Annotated in this window: 19 protein-coding genes; 14 read left to right on the forward strand and 5 right to left on the reverse strand. The window is 29.6% G+C overall.

The genetic code is table 11. The features are described from left to right. Positions 1 to 24 precede the first annotated feature (24 nt). Complete coding sequence (locus EYW44_RS07525) at positions 25 to 669, reverse strand: DUF937 domain-containing protein (protein WP_132723051.1); 645 nt, start codon at positions 667 to 669, stop codon at positions 25 to 27. Positions 670 to 998: 329 nt separating this feature from the next. Between EYW44_RS07525 and EYW44_RS07530 the strand changes: the two genes are divergently transcribed. The 3 genes from EYW44_RS07530 (at position 999) to EYW44_RS07540 (ending at position 5,376) form a co-directional block, all read left to right on the forward strand. After that, complete coding sequence (locus tag EYW44_RS07530) at positions 999 to 2,324, forward strand: dicarboxylate/amino acid:cation symporter (RefSeq protein WP_132723052.1); 1,326 nt, start codon at positions 999 to 1,001, stop codon at positions 2,322 to 2,324. Between the two features lie 121 nt (positions 2,325 to 2,445). Continuing rightward, positions 2,446 to 3,477: a glutathione synthase gene (gshB, locus tag EYW44_RS07535; protein ID WP_132723053.1), complete on the forward strand. Its 1,032-nt coding sequence runs from the start codon at positions 2,446 to 2,448 to the stop codon at positions 3,475 to 3,477. Positions 3,478 to 3,525: 48 nt separating this feature from the next. Beyond that, a complete protein-coding gene (locus tag EYW44_RS07540; RefSeq protein WP_132723054.1) occupies positions 3,526 to 5,376 on the forward strand; it encodes a DUF4419 domain-containing protein in 1,851 nt (616 codons plus the stop codon). A 65-nt stretch (positions 5,377 to 5,441) separates the two neighbouring features. On the opposite strand, the gene EYW44_RS07545 is transcribed toward EYW44_RS07540, so the two are convergent. Next, complete coding sequence (locus EYW44_RS07545; protein WP_132723055.1) at positions 5,442 to 6,182, reverse strand: S1 family peptidase; 741 nt, start codon at positions 6,180 to 6,182, stop codon at positions 5,442 to 5,444. Between the two features lie 201 nt (positions 6,183 to 6,383). On the opposite strand from EYW44_RS07545, the gene EYW44_RS07550 reads away from it, so the two are divergent. The 7 genes from EYW44_RS07550 (at position 6,384) to EYW44_RS07580 (ending at position 12,449) form a co-directional block, all read left to right on the forward strand. Beyond that, positions 6,384 to 7,406 (forward strand): sensor histidine kinase, encoded by a 1,023-nt coding sequence (locus EYW44_RS07550; protein ID WP_132723056.1) that lies wholly within the window; start codon positions 6,384 to 6,386, stop codon positions 7,404 to 7,406. A gap of 8 nt (positions 7,407 to 7,414) precedes the next feature. Beyond that, positions 7,415 to 8,122 (forward strand): LytR/AlgR family response regulator transcription factor, encoded by a 708-nt coding sequence (locus EYW44_RS07555; RefSeq protein WP_132723057.1) that lies wholly within the window; start codon positions 7,415 to 7,417, stop codon positions 8,120 to 8,122. Positions 8,123 to 8,229: 107 nt separating this feature from the next. Further along, positions 8,230 to 9,096: a tetratricopeptide repeat protein gene (locus EYW44_RS07560; RefSeq protein WP_132723058.1), complete on the forward strand. Its 867-nt coding sequence runs from the start codon at positions 8,230 to 8,232 to the stop codon at positions 9,094 to 9,096. Between the two features lie 143 nt (positions 9,097 to 9,239). After that, positions 9,240 to 10,076, forward strand: coding sequence for a sulfurtransferase (locus EYW44_RS07565; protein ID WP_132723059.1), 837 nt, complete (start codon positions 9,240 to 9,242; stop codon positions 10,074 to 10,076). Then, on the forward strand, positions 10,077 to 10,403 hold the full coding sequence (locus tag EYW44_RS07570) for a hypothetical protein (protein ID WP_132723060.1): 327 nt from the start codon (positions 10,077 to 10,079) through the stop codon (positions 10,401 to 10,403). Positions 10,404 to 10,422: 19 nt separating this feature from the next. Continuing rightward, positions 10,423 to 11,256: an N-formylglutamate amidohydrolase gene (locus EYW44_RS07575; RefSeq protein WP_132723061.1), complete on the forward strand. Its 834-nt coding sequence runs from the start codon at positions 10,423 to 10,425 to the stop codon at positions 11,254 to 11,256. 50 nt (positions 11,257 to 11,306) lie between these two features. Then, entirely contained in the window at positions 11,307 to 12,449 is a 1,143-nt protein-coding gene (locus EYW44_RS07580) for a flavohemoglobin expression-modulating QEGLA motif protein (protein ID WP_243643621.1), read from the forward strand. Between the two features lie 31 nt (positions 12,450 to 12,480). Here EYW44_RS07580 and EYW44_RS07585 read toward each other — a convergent pair whose 3' ends face one another. Genes EYW44_RS07585 through EYW44_RS07595 form a run of 3 tightly spaced genes read right to left on the reverse strand, consistent with a single transcriptional unit; the run spans position 12,481 to position 14,212 of the window. Further along, positions 12,481 to 13,134 (reverse strand): SMI1/KNR4 family protein, encoded by a 654-nt coding sequence (locus EYW44_RS07585; RefSeq protein WP_132723063.1) that lies wholly within the window; start codon positions 13,132 to 13,134, stop codon positions 12,481 to 12,483. A 9-nt stretch (positions 13,135 to 13,143) separates the two neighbouring features. After that, positions 13,144 to 13,794 (reverse strand): HAD family hydrolase, encoded by a 651-nt coding sequence (locus tag EYW44_RS07590; protein ID WP_132723064.1) that lies wholly within the window; start codon positions 13,792 to 13,794, stop codon positions 13,144 to 13,146. Between the two features lies 1 nt (position 13,795). Continuing rightward, a complete protein-coding gene (locus tag EYW44_RS07595; protein WP_132723065.1) occupies positions 13,796 to 14,212 on the reverse strand; it encodes a thiol-disulfide oxidoreductase DCC family protein in 417 nt (138 codons plus the stop codon). Between the two features lie 139 nt (positions 14,213 to 14,351). Between EYW44_RS07595 and EYW44_RS07600 the strand changes: the two genes are divergently transcribed. The 4 genes from EYW44_RS07600 to EYW44_RS07615 are packed head-to-tail and all read left to right on the forward strand — an operon-like array spanning position 14,352 to position 18,680. Then, entirely contained in the window at positions 14,352 to 15,059 is a 708-nt protein-coding gene (locus tag EYW44_RS07600) for an ABC transporter ATP-binding protein (RefSeq protein WP_132723066.1), read from the forward strand. After that, positions 15,052 to 16,281 carry an ABC transporter permease gene (locus tag EYW44_RS07605; RefSeq protein ID WP_132723067.1) on the forward strand — a complete coding sequence of 410 codons (1,230 nt, stop codon included), beginning with the start codon at positions 15,052 to 15,054 and terminating at the stop codon, positions 16,279 to 16,281. Before EYW44_RS07600 ends, EYW44_RS07605 begins: the two co-directional genes overlap by 8 nt. 2 nt (positions 16,282 to 16,283) lie before the next feature. Beyond that, positions 16,284 to 17,528, forward strand: a complete 1,245-nt coding sequence (locus tag EYW44_RS07610) for an ABC transporter permease (protein ID WP_132723068.1) — start codon at positions 16,284 to 16,286, stop codon at positions 17,526 to 17,528. Positions 17,529 to 17,561: 33 nt separating this feature from the next. After that, complete coding sequence (locus EYW44_RS07615) at positions 17,562 to 18,680, forward strand: efflux RND transporter periplasmic adaptor subunit (RefSeq protein ID WP_132723069.1); 1,119 nt, start codon at positions 17,562 to 17,564, stop codon at positions 18,678 to 18,680. Positions 18,681 to 18,761: the final 81 nt, after the last annotated feature.

An 18,761-nucleotide genomic window follows, 5' to 3' on the forward strand; every position in this document is an offset into this window, starting at 1 on the left:
TTAAAATATATTTTATGAAGAATCTTATTTTTTACCAAAAAGACCACCTAAAAGTCCTCCTAATAAACCGCCAGATTTTTGTTGGTTTCCACCTCCTAAAACCATACCAGCTACATCGTCAATAACACTACCGTCACCATCTGCATCTAATATTTTTTCAAGGAAGCTTTGTTCTTGTTGATTGCTGCTACCACCTAACATTCCACCTAATAAATCACCAATACCATTAGAATTGCTTACTCCGTTTTGTCTAGATTGTTTTCCTAACATTCCCATTAAAATAGGAGCTGCAGTTTTTAAAATATCACCAACAGCACCAGCATCCATACCAGCTTTTTGTCCAATAACTTGTTGAACTCCTTGTTGCTTACTACCTAATACATGACCTAAAATTTTACTTCCGTCATTTACAACAGACTGATCAACACCGCCGCCAAAAAGACCTCCTAAATTATCTAAAATACCCCCATCGTGTTTGTTTAATGCTCCCATTAAACCTTCTGCACCTTCAGGGGTAGATGCGTTTCGTTGCATAGCTTTCATTAAAACAGGTAAAGCCATAGTTAAAACACTTCCTGTTTTACTAGAGTCTTGTCCTGTAGAACCAGCTACACCACTAATAATTGTTTTTCCGATAGGACCGTTTAATAAATCTAAGATTCCTTCCATTTGTTATAATTTAATTTTAATTGTTACTCTGACACTTTAATAGACACAATATACAAAAACAAAGTCACAAATTGAATCAAATTACTTAGTATGTTTAAAAGTAGTTGAGGTTTAAATGTTTGATTGTGATGTTGTTTCGTGATTAGTCGTTGTGTGGTTATTGGTTTGATAATGAGGTTGAAAGTTGAAAACAATAAGAAAGTGTTGGTAAGGACGAGTTTACAGAATCGCAATAAGATATAGGTAAAAAAAGAGTTTGTGAAAGAAGTAACATAGATGTTTAATCAATTTGCTATTTTTACAGACATTATACAAACTGAATATAATTTATGAAGAAATTAGCACTACACTGGAAAATTTTGATCGGAATGGTATTGGGGATACTATTCGGTTTAGCTATGACCTCAGTTGATGGTGGAGCTAGCTTTGTTGGAAGTTGGATTAAACCATTCGGAACTATTTTTGTGAAATTATTAAAATTAATAGCGGTTCCATTAATTATAGCTTCATTAATCAAAGGTATTTCCGATTTAAAAGATATTTCAAAATTTAAAAACATAGGGTTACGTACTATTGCTATTTATGTTGGTACAACTGTAATAGCTATTACAATAGGGTTGTTATTAGTAAATGTAGTACAGCCTGGGAAAGGAATTTCTGAAGATACGATTACTAGACTTACAGAAACCTATGCAAATAGTGGTAGTGTACAAGCTAAAATAGCGGAAGCATCTAAACAAAAGTCTAGCGGACCATTACAGTTTTTAGTTGATATGGTTCCAGATAATGCTATGAAAGCAATGAGTAATAATAAAGCAATGTTACAAGTAATATTTTTTACAATATTTTTTGGTATCGCAATGCTTTTAATTGGAGAGAAAAAATCAGAACCTTTAAAAAACTTCTTCGATTCATTAAACGAAGTAGTGTTGAAAATGGTAGATCTTATAATGTTATTTGCTCCTTATGCAGTGTTTGCATTATTGGCAAATGTAGTTGTTTCTTCAAATGATCCAGATTTATTATTGGCATTATTAAAATATGCAGGTACAGTTGTATTCGGATTATTAATTATGGTAGCGTTCTACATGGTTTTAATAAGTGTATTTACCAAGAAAAATCCGATGTGGTTTTTACAAAAAATAAGTCCAGCCCAATTATTAGCGTTTTCAACAAGTTCAAGTGCAGCAACTTTACCGGTAACTATGGAAAGAGTAGAAGAGCATGTAGGAGTAGATAAAGAAGTGTCTAGTTTTGTGTTACCAGTTGGTGCTACTATTAATATGGATGGAACAAGTTTGTACCAAGCAGTAGCAGCTGTGTTTATAGCACAAGCGTTAAGTTTCGATTTAACTTTTGCAGATCAATTAACAATTATTTTAACAGCTTTATTAGCATCTATTGGTTCTGCTGCAGTACCAGGAGCGGGTATGGTTATGTTGGTAATTGTACTAGAAGCAGTAGGTTTTCCTTCAGATAAGTTAGCTATTGGTTTAGCATTGATTTTTGCTGTAGATAGACCTTTAGATATGTGTAGAACAGTAATCAATGTAACAGGAGATGCTACTGTATCAACTTTAGTAGCAAAATCAGTAGGTAAATTAGGAACACCAAACCCTAAAAACTGGGACGATAACTACGATGAAGTGAAATAATTTATTTGTTTCAAATACGTAAAAAAATAGTACTTTTATAAACACCAATATACAAATGTGTAGTTGGTGTTTTTTTGTGATTAACTAATTTAAAAACTAACTAAATACAATTTTAGGTATAATGAATATTTGCTTTTTAATGTACCCATGGGAGGAAATAAATCCTGAAAAAGATTCAAGTTTAACGCTTATTCATGAGTGTGCTAAAAGAGGGCATGGCGTTGCTATTTGTACTCCTTCAAATTTAACTATACGAAACAGTGTTACCAATGCATTTTGTACCATTATTAATAGGATGGAAAAAGTGCCTGCTTCACCAAAATCGTATTATAAAAAAGCAACTACTAGAGAAGAAATGTTGCCTTTAGCTGGGTTTGATGCTATTTTTATGAGAGCTAATCCACCGTTAGATCCTTTAATGCTTAACTTTTTAGATTCTGTAAAAGACGATGTTTTTGTTATTAATTCAGTGCAAGGAATGCGTGAGGCAAATAATAAATTGTACACCGCAGTTTTTGAAGATCCTAATAACGAGATTATTCCAGTTACGCATGTTTCTAAAAACAAGAACTATTTAATTAAAACAATTGAAGAATCGTCATCTGATAAAATGATCTTAAAGCCATTAAATGGATATGGAGGTTCAGGAGTTATTTTAATTGAAAAGTCGGCAATGGGAAATATTAATTCGTTGTTGGATTTTTATATTAGTAAAAGTGATGGATCTTCGGATTATGTAATTCTTCAAGAATATATAGAAGGTGCAGAAAAAGGTGATGTAAGAATTTTATTATTAAACGGATTACCAATAGGTGCTTTGAAAAGAATTCCAGGAGAGAAAGATCATAGATCAAATATAACAGCAGGCGGAAGCATTGAAAAACACAAATTAACAGCAGAGGAAAAAGCTTTGTGTAAAAAGATTGGACCGAAGTTGGTTAAAGACGGATTGTATTTTGTAGGAATTGATGTAATTAATGGAAAGTTGGTAGAGGTAAATGTAATGAGTCCTGGAGGAATTACTTACATAAACAAAGTATCAAAGGTTAAATTACAAGAAAAAGTAATTGATTTCTTAGAGAGTAAAGTCTTAGAAAAAAATGCTGCTTTTAGAAGAATGACCGATTTAAAACGTAAAGTAGAAGAGGCTTAAGAGAAATAAAAAATTAAACTGAAACAGTTTAGTATAAAAAGAAAGAAAATGAAGAAAATAGTTTTAATCATATTAATTAGTTTTTTTAGTTATCTAAGTTGTTTCAGTTTAAATAAAAATCAACAATACGCAAAACAGATAGATTCAATACCTGTGGTAACTGCTAAAAGCGGATTGTCTGTTAGAAACTATCCTAGTTTAAAAGGAAAGAGAATAGGAAAAATACCTTACTTAAATAAGGTTCAAATAGTAAATAAAACCCAAGAATCTTTAAGTATTTCTGATGAAGGTAAAATGATTTCTGATTATTGGCTGAAGGTTAAATATAGAGGCAGAACAGGATATGTTTTTGGTGGTTTTGTTAAGGATAAAACAAACTACTTTTCTCAAATGAACATGCAACAGTTTTTTGTTGATGATGTTGAGGTAACGAATAGTTTTATGAAAAAAGATAAAGCTATAAAAGTAGTTAGTAGTAAAATTGGTAAAGATCCATTTTTAATTCCTTCAGAAACTAGAAAACTACAATTAACAAGTTCTAGCAATAATTGTTTAATAGAGTCGGTGCAAGTAGCTTATGATAATCATTATCCATTAGTACTTTCTCCAGATGTTTTGTGGTTAGCAATTGCTCAAGGTTTTTCTATTCACATTAATGAAAATTACAAACAATTAGAATCTAAAATTTTTAAAGCAGATAAACCAAGCGAAATCAAATGTAAAGTTAATGAATTATCAGATGATGCTTCACAGTGGGGAACATTGGTAGCTAAGTTGGCTAATCAAACAAAAAAGTATACTAATCAAGACTTTTACGATACATATGTACCTGAATTTTCAACAACTACACCAGTAATTACAGCTACTTATCAAATAACATTATTAGAAAGCTTTAAACAAGCTTTTCAATATATTGGAGAATCTGGTTGTGGTATTCCGTATGTAACATTAAAAGGGAATACAAAAGATTGGTTGCTTTTAAAAGCAAATATTCAAAAGTTGAAAGGATATGGCTTAGATGATTGGATTGATAGTTTACTTTCTGTGTTGGATGAACTAGTAGCAAGTTCAAAAGGAAATGTTAATAAGAAGTTTTGGAGTCAGATTTATAAAACAGCTAGTGAATATGGAGGTTTTTATATTTCTGGTTGGATTGTTAAATTTTTCCCTTACTTGAAAGTTCAAGGAGAATCAACAGGAAAATATAATGAAGAAAATCATGGGATGGAGGTGAAGGAAAAGTACATTAAAAATCCATATTACAAAGGCTCAGATTATTTAATGTCAACGTTAGCAACAGATGTATTTCCTTCTGGAGTAGCTCAAATAGATATTTTATGGAATAATTTAAGGACTGGTGAGAAGCGACCAATGGAAGTTTATGCTGGTTTTATGGGAATGCTTCAACATAAAGACCGATCTATAGAGCCTTACATTTCTTATGCTATTGCAGATAAAAAGGCAACTTTGTCTGAACAAAATAAAACGACAGCTTTTGCTGGTAGTATTAGAAATTATCTTGAAGTATGTGAAAATTGGAGTCCACATGTTATTAGAGATAAGAATTTATATCAATCTGCAATTTATGATGTTAAAGTTCATAAAACAGCATCAAGAAGTGAAGGGTATTTAAAATCTTATTTAGCATCTCATGATGAATTATTAGGAAGTACAGTTTCTTTTACAATTTTAACTAATGGTAAAATCACCGATGTAAAAGTGAATGAAAAATCAGAAGGTTCACTAGTGACAGTTGCAACAAAAGTATTAGAAGAATTACCTGAAAAGTGGTTTCCGGCATTATCTGAATTATCAAATATTTTAGATAGAGAATATAAAGAGTCTGTAGATTTAAATCAGTATGTTAAAGTCAACAGTCGAATAGATATTCAATTGTAGCAATAACAAATATTACTTCTAAAAAACATTTATATTTTAGAAGTAATTTGATTTGTTAGAAATATTTAGTTTTGTTTATCAAGAAAAACTTTAATGTTTTTTATACGGGTAATTTGTAACCAAGTTTCTTTTGTGATTTCATCTTTCCATCCGGAAGATACTAATCCTACTACTTTTCCATCTATATCAACTACAGGAGCTCCACTCAATCCTCCTAAACTTTCAGGACCACTTACCTCTACAAGAGAATGATAGTTGTTTTCGGTTTTTTTGAATTTATATTTATAAAGACGTTGTTCGCCTATTGAGTCTTTATATGACCAACCTACAGCGTATAGTAATTCATTTGTTTTTAAAGGTTTATTTCTGAATTTTAAAGGAGTATGATTTGATTTGTTTTCTTTGATAGAAAAAATTAACCAGTCATTATAAGTATCCCATTTGGTATTAATGTAATTCCAAGTAAGTGAATCTGAACGATTTTGGTTTAGTAGCTTGTTTAGGATAACATACCTTGTAGAGTCATTTTTAGGGTGCATTTTCCATTCTTTAAGTTCATTTTCAAAATCAATGAATTTCATTTTGTTAGTTTTAGCAATCATTAAAATATGTTTTGCTGTAATAGCATAAGTATTGTTTAAATAAGAAATTAAAAAGCCATTTGAAGCATTATTGTTGTTGAATTTAGGGTTATGATATGATACATTGTTGATTAACCCAATAGGTTTACTTTTTAAAAATTTAGAACTAGAACAGCCTATGATCAAATAGGTAGATAGTAATATATAAAATGTAAGGTACTTCATAAGTTATTGTTTTATAAACTAAATTAAAAATAGAATAATCAGTATGTGTTATAAATAGAAGTACGAGCAGAAAATGTATAAGAATAAAAATTAAAAGAATATATTTTAATTCGTATTCTGATTTATTCTATTGGTATACGATAAAACAGTGTATAGAGATAAAAGCTAATTGAAGAAGAGCAATTTCATTATCTTTCAAAAATGAATAGACAAATAGTGAAAATAGGGAAGCATATTTTTTTTTGGATAGGAGTTTTTTTATTTTACATATTATCCTCAACAGAACCGAATTTGTTAGAACAAACAGTTATTTCAACACTGTTAAAATTCCCTTCGTTTATAATAGCAGCGTATACTTTTAATTATTGGCAAGTACCTTATTATTTAAAGAAAAAAAAGTATATATTTTTTATGATATCTGTAATAATTGTAATAGTGATTTTGGTTTTGTTATCAAGAGTTATAGGTTATTATTATTTAGATAAGTTTTGTAAAGAAGGACCTTATCCATTTATTAGTTTAATTGATTTTCCTTTTTATATGATGTCTTTTCATTTACCAGCTTTGATATTGTATTTTTATAAAACAAACAAAGAAGGGGAAATTAAGAGAGAAAGAATTTATCAGTTAGAAAAAGAGAAAATATCAACTGAGCTTAAATATTTAAAAGCACAATTAAATCCTCATTTTTTATTTAATACTTTGAATAATTTATACTCTTTTGTAATTACGAAATCACCAAAAGCACCAAATATGATTTTACAGCTTTCTGGAATTTTAGATTATGTTTTATATAAGAGTCAGCAACCTTATGTTTTTTTAAAGGAGGAAATACAAACAATAGAGAATTATATAGCATTGGAACAAATTAAATATGGAGATAGATTAAATGTTGATTTTAGTAAAAACATACAAAATGAACAACAACATATAATACCATTATTGTTACTGTCGATTGTAGAAAATGCTTTTAAACATGGAGTTAGTGGTAGTGTAGAGAAACCAGAAGTTAAAATAGTATTAACCCAAACAAATTCAATTATAGAATTTGTTGTTTGTAATACAAAATTACCAGCTAAAGAAGTAAATAAAACCGACGATTATAAAGAAGGAATTGGTTTGAAAAATATTAAAAGACAGTTGGATTTAGCCTATTTCAATAAACATACTTTTGAAATAGAAGAATTAGAAACTTTTTTCAAATTGAAATTGTGTTTAAAATAAATTAAGTTATGATAAAATGTTTATTGGTTGATGATGAATCACCAGCTATTGATTTATTAAAAAATCATTTACAAAAATTTAAAGAAATAGAAATTGTAGCTAGTTGTTACAATGCATTAGAGGCTTTAGCAATTTTAAAAAAAGAAAAAGTAGATTTAATTTTTTTAGATATTGAAATGCCCGTATTAAAAGGGTTAGATTTTCTTAAATCTTTACAAAACCCTCCTAAAGTTATTATAACTACCGCCTATAGAGAGTATGCATTAGAAGGTTATGATTTAGATATTATCGATTATTTATTAAAACCGATTTCTTTTGATCGATTTGTAAAAGCAATAGAGAGGTTTTATAATCGTCAGCAATTTTTAAATTCTGAAATAAAAAAGATACCGAAAAAGCAACCCGCCTTCATGTATGTTAATGTAAATAAAAAACATATTAAAATTATTTTTAATGAAGTACTTTTTATAGAAAGCCTGAAAGATTATGTTAGAATTCATACAAAGAAAGAGAGGATTGTAGTAAAGGGGAATATTGGTAGAATAGAAGAGTTATTGCCACAAGAAAAATTTTTAAGAATTCATAGATCTTATATAGTTTCATTAGATAAAGTAACGGCTTTTACACATAGAGATGTTGAAATTGGAGAAATAGAGGTTCCAATAGGTTCTAGTTATTATAAAGATGTTTTTCAGATTTTATCATTAAGTGTGTAGATAGATCTTCTTTTTACTTATACTATTATTTATGAAACATCTATTTTTTGAATTAGGAGAAGATTGACTTTTTAATTTAGACATATTCAAATAAAAAAACAATAAATATGTTTAAGCTTAAAAAATTAATAAGTCTAATAATTTTAATTAGTGTAACGCTAGTAAATTCACAAAAATCAGAAAGAGAAAAAGAAGATGATTTTGTCAAAAAATACGCTCCCAAAAATTTAGATACTCACGGTTTTATATTACCAGTAGATTCAACAGTTCCTGAGGTACATCAATTATTCAATGATTTGGAGAAAAATTTTTATTTCTACGGAGATAAAAAAGAGTTTGAAAGAAAAGCCGCACGAATAATTGAGTTAGATCCCGAATATCCTAGTGGAATTTTAATGAGTTCTTTTTACGTGTTTGATTCAAAAAAGTACAAAGAAAAAGTAACAAAAGCATATGAATTATCTAAGAAATCAAGATTAAAATCAGAAAGAGATATTATTCAGGCAGAGTATTCACTTTTAGTTGAAGAAGATTATAAAAAGGCACAAGAATATTTTCAAAAAGTAGTAGATCTTTATCCAGATAGTGTTGCGGCTATTTGGTCTTTAGGTATGGCTTATTATTATAATGAAGAGTTAGATAAAGCTTTGGAATGTTATAAAAAAAGTATAGAGTTATTGCCTGGTTTACCAAAGGGCTACGAGTTTGTATCTGTTATGTATTATCAGAAAAAGCAATACCAAAAAGCTTTAGAATATCTTGATATAGCTGAAAAAAATGGAGCAAATGATAAGAATGATATTTACTTTTCTGAGTACAAGGGGTTTTTATTTTACAAGAATAAGATGTATGAAAAAGTTATAAATTATGTGAATAAAGTTTCTTTTTATGGTAAAAATTTTAAAAACAGTAAACAGTTTAAAAAAGTATATAATTTATCAAAGTTAAAGCTAGATTCTATTAATAAACTTTAAAAATGTGAAATATTATACTTTATGGTAAATTATTAAATAAAGAGTAAATTTGTTACATTTAATAGTAAGCATAGATTATTATTAAATGTAACAATGTAATACAAAATTAAACATTGTATTTTTATCAAGAATAACCAAATCAAATGCTAACACTACCAACACCGCTAGTTTCTGTAAACTGGTTAAAAGAAAATAAAACATCAGAAAAATTAATAGTATTAGATGCTACAATTCCAAAAGTTGTAGGAGGAGGAAATATTAGTGAGAAAAGACAAATTCCGAATGCGATTTTTTTTGATTTAAAAAAGGTTTTTTTAGATAAAACAGGTGAGTTTCCAAATACAATTCCGTCAGCAAAATATTTTGAAGAACAAGTTCAAAAGTTAGGAATCCATCAAGATAGTTGTATTGTTGTTTATGATGATTTAGGAATTTATTCATCTGCTAGAGTTTGGTGGTTATTTACGATTTTCGGATTTAAAAATATAGCTGTTTTAGATGGTGGGCTACCTGCTTGGGAATTGGCTAAACTTCCAACAGAAAAACCAAAAGAAATAAACAGATTAGCAGGGAATTTTAAGGCAGTATATAATGCAGCTAAGTTTACTGATGTACAAAATGTATTAAATAACATTGCTTTAGAAACTTTTTGCGTTGCAGATGCTCGATCTGAAGGGAGATTTTATGCCAAAGTAAAAGAACCGAGAGAAGGAGTTAGAGGAGGACATATTCCAAAATCAATAAGTTTACCTTATGCGGATTTACAGAATGATGGTTTCATGAAATCAAAAGATGAATTAGCAACAATATTTCAAAAAATAAATAGTAATAATAAACCTTATATTTTTTCTTGCGGTACAGGAATCACAGCTTGTATTTTAGCTTTAGGCTTAGAAATTACTGGAAATAGTAATTATGCTGTGTATGACGGATCGTGGACAGAATGGGGGAGTTTAACAGAGTTACCGATAGAACAATAAATGAACATAAACTGGACTAGAGAAGAGTTTGAAACATATGTGTTGTTATTTGCAGCACATTGCAACCAAATAGAAACTAAAGAAGAGGTAAATTACATTCTTTCAAGAGTGGGAGAGAATATTTATAACAAAGTACATACTGAAATAGTTATTAGTAGTGAGCGAGAAAATGAACAAAGAATTATAGATTACTTACGAGTGAACTCCTATTCTAAAGATCAAAAAAGAGCTCTTTTAAATGAAGTGAAAGAAGTGTTTTTTGCAGATGGAACTGTAGATCAATCAGAGAAAAAAGCATTTAATTTTTTAAAAGATTTATTGAATTAAAATTTAGATCACTTTTAATATGAATAAGTTTTCAATAGAAGAGATTATAAAAAAAATAGCCTCAGAAGAAACTTTTGAAGCTGTGTCTTCGGACTATTCTTTTACCATAAAAATAGAAAGTTATGTACCGTACGTATGCGCTGCGGTTCATGATGGAAGTCAATTTAGAAGAGAGTTATGGACTAATTGTTTGCATACAGCATATGAACGATGGTATGAAGAGGATCCAAAAACAAAAGCAATGATTCAATCGCATCCAATTGTTATTGCTGGTTTAGATTCTCGTTTTGAGTATGATTTAAATAGAGCTCCAGAGACAGCTATATATTCTGATGCCTGGGGAAAACAGTTGTGGAAACAACCATTGTCAGAGGTAATGAGAACTAAGAGTTTAGCAAAGCATAAGAATTTTTATAAGGTAGTAAAGAGTTTATTATCAAAAATAGAAGAGAAGTTCTCTGTGGCTATTGTTTATGATATGCATAGTTATAATTGGCAACGTTGGGATAGAGTGGTACCGACATGGAATTTAGGTACAAAAAATGTTGATAATGATCGTTTTGGAAAAGTGATTGAAGATTGGCGAAACGTACTAGAAAATATGCCATTACCTAACGGAATAGTTTCATCTTCTAAAATTAATGACACGTTTCAAGGAAATGGATATTTTTTAAAATTTATTACAGAAAATTTTTCAAATACATTAGTTTTGGCAACTGAAATAGCCAAGGTGTATTGTGACGAGTTGAATCAAATTATGTACCCAGAAGTAGTCAATGCTGTAGAAAATTATTTGAGAGAAAAGTTACCAGAGCATGCTGAAAAGTTTTACAACACCTATAAAATTGGCTAGAAATTAAAGGCTTGTGATAGCATTTAATGCCTAAAAGTTTTGTATTAAAGATGGAAGTTGAAAATTTATTAAAAATAGATAATCGCATAGATGAGTTAGTAAAAAAAATAGAACTTCTCAGATATGTAAACCCAATTAACACAGAAGAAGAAAAGAGTAAGTTTTTTGCTTCTAAATACTTAACGGATCCTGTATTTAAATATCCGGAACGAGATTTTGATAAATTTAAGTTGCATAGTGAGTTTTTTGCACTTCCTTTAGAAAAAATAGAAGACGAGAGGATTAGAAATTTATACGAAGAGATTATTTACTTTTATTCAGGTTTAATTCAGTGTATAGAAACAATAGGAGAAGGGAAAAAGTTTTATTACAACAGTTTACGATCGTTTGGTTCACCTACTGAGGCAGATGTTGAAAATGCAAAGTTTATTCTTCATTTTGAAGATGATGATGAGAGCAGTGAAGTGTTTTTACCTAAATATAATTCAGATGAAGCTGTAGCTATTTTTAAAGAGTATGGAAAAAAGTATGACTTTGATTTTAACGTAAAAAAATCAGATAAAATGAGTGCTATTGCCATGGTATTAAATAGCACACAAACCTTGGTAGTTAATGAAAATTACACATACTCAGAAAATCAAATGGCAGTTTTAACAAATCATGAAATTGGAGTACATATAGTGACTACCATGAATGGTTTATGTCATCCACTAAAAATATTTTCTCACGGTTTTCCAGATAATGAAGAAACTCAGGAAGGTTTAGCTGTATTTAGCGAGTATATGTCGGGTAATTTAACAATTAAGCGATTAAAAGAATTAGCATACCGTGTATTGGCAGTAAATGGTTTAGCTAAAGGGTACTCCTTTTCAAAAACTTTTAGATTACTACATAATACTTACGATTTAAATAGAGAAGATGCTTTTTATATTACTGTAAGAGCTTACAGAGGAGGCGGGTTTACCAAAGATTATCTGTATTTAACTGGGTTAAAGAAAATTTACACAGAATATAAAAAGAAACAAGATTTAAGTTTACTGTTAACAGGAAAAGTAACTCTCGATTTTAAAGACGATATAGCATATTTAATAGAGAATAACTTGGCGAGTAAACCTAAATTTATAACAGAATCTTTTGACTCAAATAAAAATACTAATGAAACGATCAACTTTATTTTAGATAATCTTAAATAAAGGCTGTAAAATGTGTTTTGAGTAGTTAATTCTAGCTATCAGATGTTTTTAGTCTATCGCTAACTACCATTTTTAACCACTCAGTAAAGTTTGGTACTTTATGATGGAGTTTTTGATCGTTATGATTGTAATAAGCTAAAGACCATTCATCTTCTTCTTTAGAAGTAATTAAACACCATGTACCATCTTTAGAATTTTCTGTAGGTAAACAAAGTAAAGAACTAGAATCAATGTAAATTTTACCCGTAGTTTCTATTTTATCACCGATATCTTTTTTATACTCAGTTAACCAGTATGAACGTGTAATTTTTCCTATAGATTTTTCAGGATCGTTATAAATTTGTTCAGTACCATCACCAAAGTATTTCAAAAACATTTTATAAGAATCAGGTAAACTAAGTCCAATTTTGTTTTCAATTTCGTGTATTTTCTGATCAGAAAGCTTTGTTCCTACCTTTTTATGTTGATCGTGATTGTCGGCAAGTTCAATAATCAAGTCCATAGTCTCAATTTCAGTTTGTGAATCTTGCTGAATAGAATCAATAGTTTGACGAGCTTTCGTAGCAATAGCTTTTCTTTCAGCTATTTTTGAATTTGTTTTTTGCGATTTTATATGGTTTATTTTTATAAAGAAACCAATTCCTAAAAGGGCAATAAGTAAAGTGAAATATGAAGAAAATTTCATAATAGTTTTTTAAAGATGTGCTTTTAATTCAACGTAGTCAGAAATCACCATGTCGGCATTCTTTAATGTTTGGTTTGTTACTAGTGGATTGTTATAACCAACAACAAAAATATTAGCGTCATTTGCAGCTTTAATTCCGTTATCAGAATCTTCAATAACAATACATTCATCTCTATTAGCCTCTCCTAAATCGGCAGCTTTTTCAAAGATTTCAGGATGAGGTTTAGAAGCTTTTAAATCTGCACCACTAATTTTAGCTTTAAAGTATTGATGAAGGTTAAAACGATTAAAAACTCTATTGATATTTACCATAGCTGAAGAAGATGCTAAGATTAAGGTGTAACCTTTCTCATAAAAATATCGAATGATATCTTCCACACCGTTGATCAATTTTAAATTAGGATCGTTTTCAAAAAAGTTCACATAACGACGTCTTTTATCTAAAACTAAATCTTCAGGATTTTGGTTTAAATTAAAGTGAGAAACTAACTTTTGAAAAGCATTTAGGGTAGAAGAACCAGTTAAAGAACTATATAAATCTTCAGAAACATCAACTCCTAAAGATTCAAATGTTTCAAAGTAAGCTTTTTTATGTAATTGTTCAGAGTCAATAATAACTCCATCCATATCAAAAATAACACACTTAATGTTTTGTTTCATGCTACATTAAAAATTTAGATTTTAATTCTGGTGTTGGTATCATACATTGTGTTGATTTACCAAACCACTTATATCGGTTTTTAGCGATAAAATCATATAAAATATCTCTAATGTTTGAAGGGAAAATATAAAACACATTTAATAATGACCAAAAACCACCTAAAGAATTAATTACTTCTAAAGCAGCTGTGGACTTTATGTAATAAGCCAAACCTGGCTCAAATAAAATAATAGAATCTATTTTAGAGGTATCAATCTTTAAATCAGAAACTATTTTTTTTCCAGTATCTGATTGTAAAGAGCAGAATAAAAACATATCCTTTTTATCCAGTTTGATTAGTTTATTAATTGTTGCATTGCAAAAATTACAAACTCCGTCAAACAGAATTATCTTTTTACCTCCGTAAATTTCCCCCATAAACATTTTATTAAAAAATATTTATGCAAAATTACAATAAGTTTTTGTAACATAAATTTAAAATGTGCGTCTAGTGAGTGTAAGTATGTTAAATCTTAACAAGATATACTTATCTTAGTATAAAAATTAACTAAACACTATGATAAAAATTGAAGGGCTACACAAATCATACCCAATGGGAGACGATTCACTTCATGTTTTAAAAGGACTTGATTTACATATCAAAGAAGGAGAATTTGTTTCTATTATGGGATCTTCTGGTTCAGGAAAATCCACATTACTAAATATTGTAGGGTTGCTAGATGTTCATGATCAAGGTAATTATTACTTAAATGGACAGCTAATTGATAATTTAAATGAGAAAAAAGCAGCGATACTTCGTAACAAGTTTTTAGGGTTTGTTTTTCAATCATTTAATTTGATTTCATATAAGACAGCTGCAGAAAACGTTGCATTACCATTGTATTACAAAGGTATTGGAAGAAAAGAACGTCTTAAAATAGCAAAAGAATATTTAGAAAAAGTAGAATTAGGTCCTTGGGCAAATCATTTACCAAACGAATTATCAGGAGGGCAAAAGCAGCGTGTTGCAATTGCAAGAGCTTTAGCCACAAAACCTAAAGTAATTTTGGCAGATGAGCCTACAGGAGCATTAGATTCTACAACTACAGATTCTGTAATGGATTTGTTAAAAGGAATTAATGATGAAGGAATGACAGTTTTTGTTATTACACACGAAGAAGAGGTGGCAGAACAAACTGATAGAGTAGTAAGATTGAAGGATGGTGTAATAATAAGCGATGAACTAACTGAATCTGGTAAAGCAAAAACAAAACAATATGTTTGATATAGATGCTTGGCGAGAAATATTTCAGAGTATAAACAAAAACAAGTTACGATCTATTCTTTCAGGATTTACAGTTGCTTTTGCTATTTTATTATTCACCTTACTTTTTGGAATTGTAAACGGATTGCAAAACTTTTTTACGCAGGCTTTTGTAGATGATGCTGATAACTCAATGTTTGTTCGTACTTGGAGAACTACAAAACCATATAAAGGGTTACAATCTGGTAGAAAAATTCAGTTAAAAGATGCTCATTTTGATTATATCATAAAGAAGCATTCAGATAAAATTCAGCATATTTCTGCTAGAAAATATTTAAATGCTCGATTAACGTATAAAACAAAACAAGACAATTACAATATAAGAGCGGTTCACCCTGATCATAGATACTTAGAGAAAACCATTATTGATGATGGTAGGTTTATCAATCAGTTAGATTTAAATCAGAAGAATAAAGTAATTGTAATAGGGCGTTTGGTAAAAAAAGATTTGTTTGGAGAACGACCAGCTTTGGGTAAATATGTAAATGTAAACGATATATCATACAAAATTGTAGGAGTGTTTTCTGATGAAGGAGGAGATAGAGAGGAGCGTTTGGTATACATGCCCATTACAACTGCCCAACAGTTGTACGGAAACAATGATTATTTAGATAATATATTAATTGGGTATAATCCAAGATTAACTATTGATAAAGCAGTAGCCTTTGGAAACAGATTGGAAAGAGAATTGAGGCAAAAGTTAGATATTCATCCTGATGATCAAAATGCATTATCCATAAGAAATAGAGCAGAAGCAAACAAAGGTATTGGTCAATTAACGACAGCATTATTCTTTATTGTAATTTTTGTCGGATCAGGAACATTAATAGCTGGAATTATTGGAATTAGTAACATTATGATTTTCTCTATTAAAGAAAGAACTAAAGAGTTTGGTATTCGTAAAGCTTTAGGAGCGAAACCAGTAGCGATTATTCGTATGGTTGTAAAAGAATCACTCTTAATTACTGGTTTAGCTGGTTATTTAGGGTTGTTAGCAGGAACTTTTATTCTAAATCAAATAGGTGATAGTTTAGAAGACTATTTTATTTACAATCCAAGTGTAAGTTCAGGATTGGTAATTGGAGCAACAATTACCTTAGTATTAGCCGGTTTATTAGCAGGATATTTACCAGCAAAAAAAGCGGCTCAAATTAAACCTATTGTAGCATTAAGAGCAGACTAGTTATGTTTAAATTTATATTTGATTCAGATACGTGGCAAGAAATTTACGGAGGTATTCGTAAAAATAAGGTCAGAACAATAATTACCATCATAGGGGTACTTTGGGGAATCTTTTTATTAGTAGTTCTTTTAGGTGCAGCAAGGGGGATGGAGAATAATTTTAAAACTCTTTTTGGTGACTTTGCTACAAATAGTTTAGCAGTTTGGACAGAGAGAACAGATACTCCATTCAAAGGATTTCAAAAAGGAAGAAGAATCCAGTTAAAATCTAGAGATATTGAGATTTTAAAAGAAGAATTTAAAGATCAGTTACAATACATAGCACCAAGATGTCAAACATCTAGCCAAATATTAAATGGCTTTAAATATGGAGATTTTCAAATAAGTGGAGATTACCCTGTGTTAGATAAAGTGCAAAAAAAGAATTTGATTTATGGACGTTTTTTAAACAAGAATGACATCAAAAATAGATCGAAAGTAGTGGTAATTGAAGAAGAAATTTGTAAGCAATTATTTGAGAAAGATGAAAATCCTGTAAATCAGTATGTAATTATAAACAATGTAAACTATAAAGTTGTTGGAGTTTATAAATCAGGAGCAATTGATTTTGATGGAGAAGCAGCCTACATTCCTTTTACTACTTTTCAGCAAGTTTATAATAGAGGAAATAGTATAGATTGGATGTTGGTAACTGTTTTTCAAGGAGTAGATATCAGTCAATTTGAAAAAGATTTACAATTAACATTGAAAAACCTTCATAAAGTTCATCCAAAAGATAGCAAAGCAATTGGAGGAGTTAATCTAGCAAAACAAATAGGTAGGTTTACGGGTTTTTTAACAGGAATGCAATTTTTAACTTGGTTTGTAGGTATTGCAACCTTAATAGCAGGAGTTTTTGCAATTGGTAATATTTTATTAATAACGGTAAAAGAACGCACCAAAGAAATTGGAATTAGAAGAGCTTTAGGAGCAACACCAAGAGAAATAAGGCAACAGGTAATTTTAGAATCTATTTTTTTAACAACCATAGCAGGAATGCTAGGAATAGTATTCGGTGGTTTTGTGTTGTATATAATGGATTCTACCATAGGTTCAGGACCAGATCCAACACTTTTAAATCCTACAGTAAACATTCCTATTATTTTAATAGCATTTACTATTCTAATTATTTTAGGAACCGCAATTGGACTAATACCAGCTTATATGGCAACATTAGTAAAACCAATTGAAGCATTAAGAGAAGAATAAACAAAAACATAATCAGACTTATAAACAAAAACAATGAGTAAAAGAGCAAAAGTTATATTAATTATAGTACTATTATTATTCGCCGCAGTATTAGTTTGGCTCGCGAAAAAGAATAAAAAGAATATTGTTGAATTTGAAACTGAAACACCTTTTAAAACAACAATTGTAAAGAAAACGGTAGCTACTGGTAAGGTAATCCCTTTAGAAGAAGTTCAAATTAAGCCTCAAATAGCGGGTATTGTAGATAAAGTTGTAGCAGAAGAAGGGCAAATAGTAAAAGCGGGTGATTTAATAGCAACTGTTAGAGTTGTACCTAATGTAGAAGCATTAAATTCAGCTAATAATGAAATAAAAAATGCAAAGTTAGCATTTGATAATGCTAAAGTTCAGTTTGAGCGTAATAAGAGTTTATTTGAGAAAGGTGTAATTGCAAGGCAAGAGTTTGAAAATTCTGAATTGAATTACAACAATGCGAATCAACGTTTATCTAATGCTAGATCAAACATGGATATTGTAAAAAGAGGAACGACTGCTGGTTTAGGTAGTGCTGCAAATACTAATATTAGAGCAACTTCTTCAGGTATGATTGTAGAAATTCCTATTAAAAAAGGAGCTCAAGTAATTCAAAGTAATAGTTTTAACGATGGAACTACAATTGCTACTATTGCAGATATGAGTAAAATGATTTTTGAAGGAAAAGTAGACGAGTCTGAAGTAGGTAAATTAATAAAAGGAACAGAATTACAGGTTTCTTTAGGAGCTATTGAGAATAAAAAGTTTCCTGCAAAATTAAACTTCATAGCACCAAAAGGTACAGAAGAAGGAGGAGCTGTTCAATTTAAAATAAAAGCTGATGTAACTTTAGATAAAAACTATTTTATTAGAGCTGGTTATTCAGCAAACGCAGATATAGTATTAGAAGAGAAAGATAGTATATTGGCTATTAAAGAAGCATTATTACGTTTTAATAAGAAAACAGAAAAGCCTTATGTAGAAGTTAAGACAGGTGAAGGTAAGTTTGAGAAGAAAGAACTAGAGTTAGGAATTTCTGATGGAGTGAATATTGAAATCATTTCAGGGGTTACTAAAGACGATGAAATCAAGATTTGGAACAAGGCTTCTAAAGACGAAAAGAAGAAAGATGAAGATTAATGGTAATTAACATACGTTAATATTGAAAAGAAGCTCATTTTGAGCTTCTTTTTTTGTGCTTAAGTAGTTCGTCGTTATTAA

Origin of the sequence: Tenacibaculum sp. M341 (assembly GCF_004337695.1) — a bacterium.
Classification (GTDB): domain Bacteria; phylum Bacteroidota; class Bacteroidia; order Flavobacteriales; family Flavobacteriaceae; genus Polaribacter.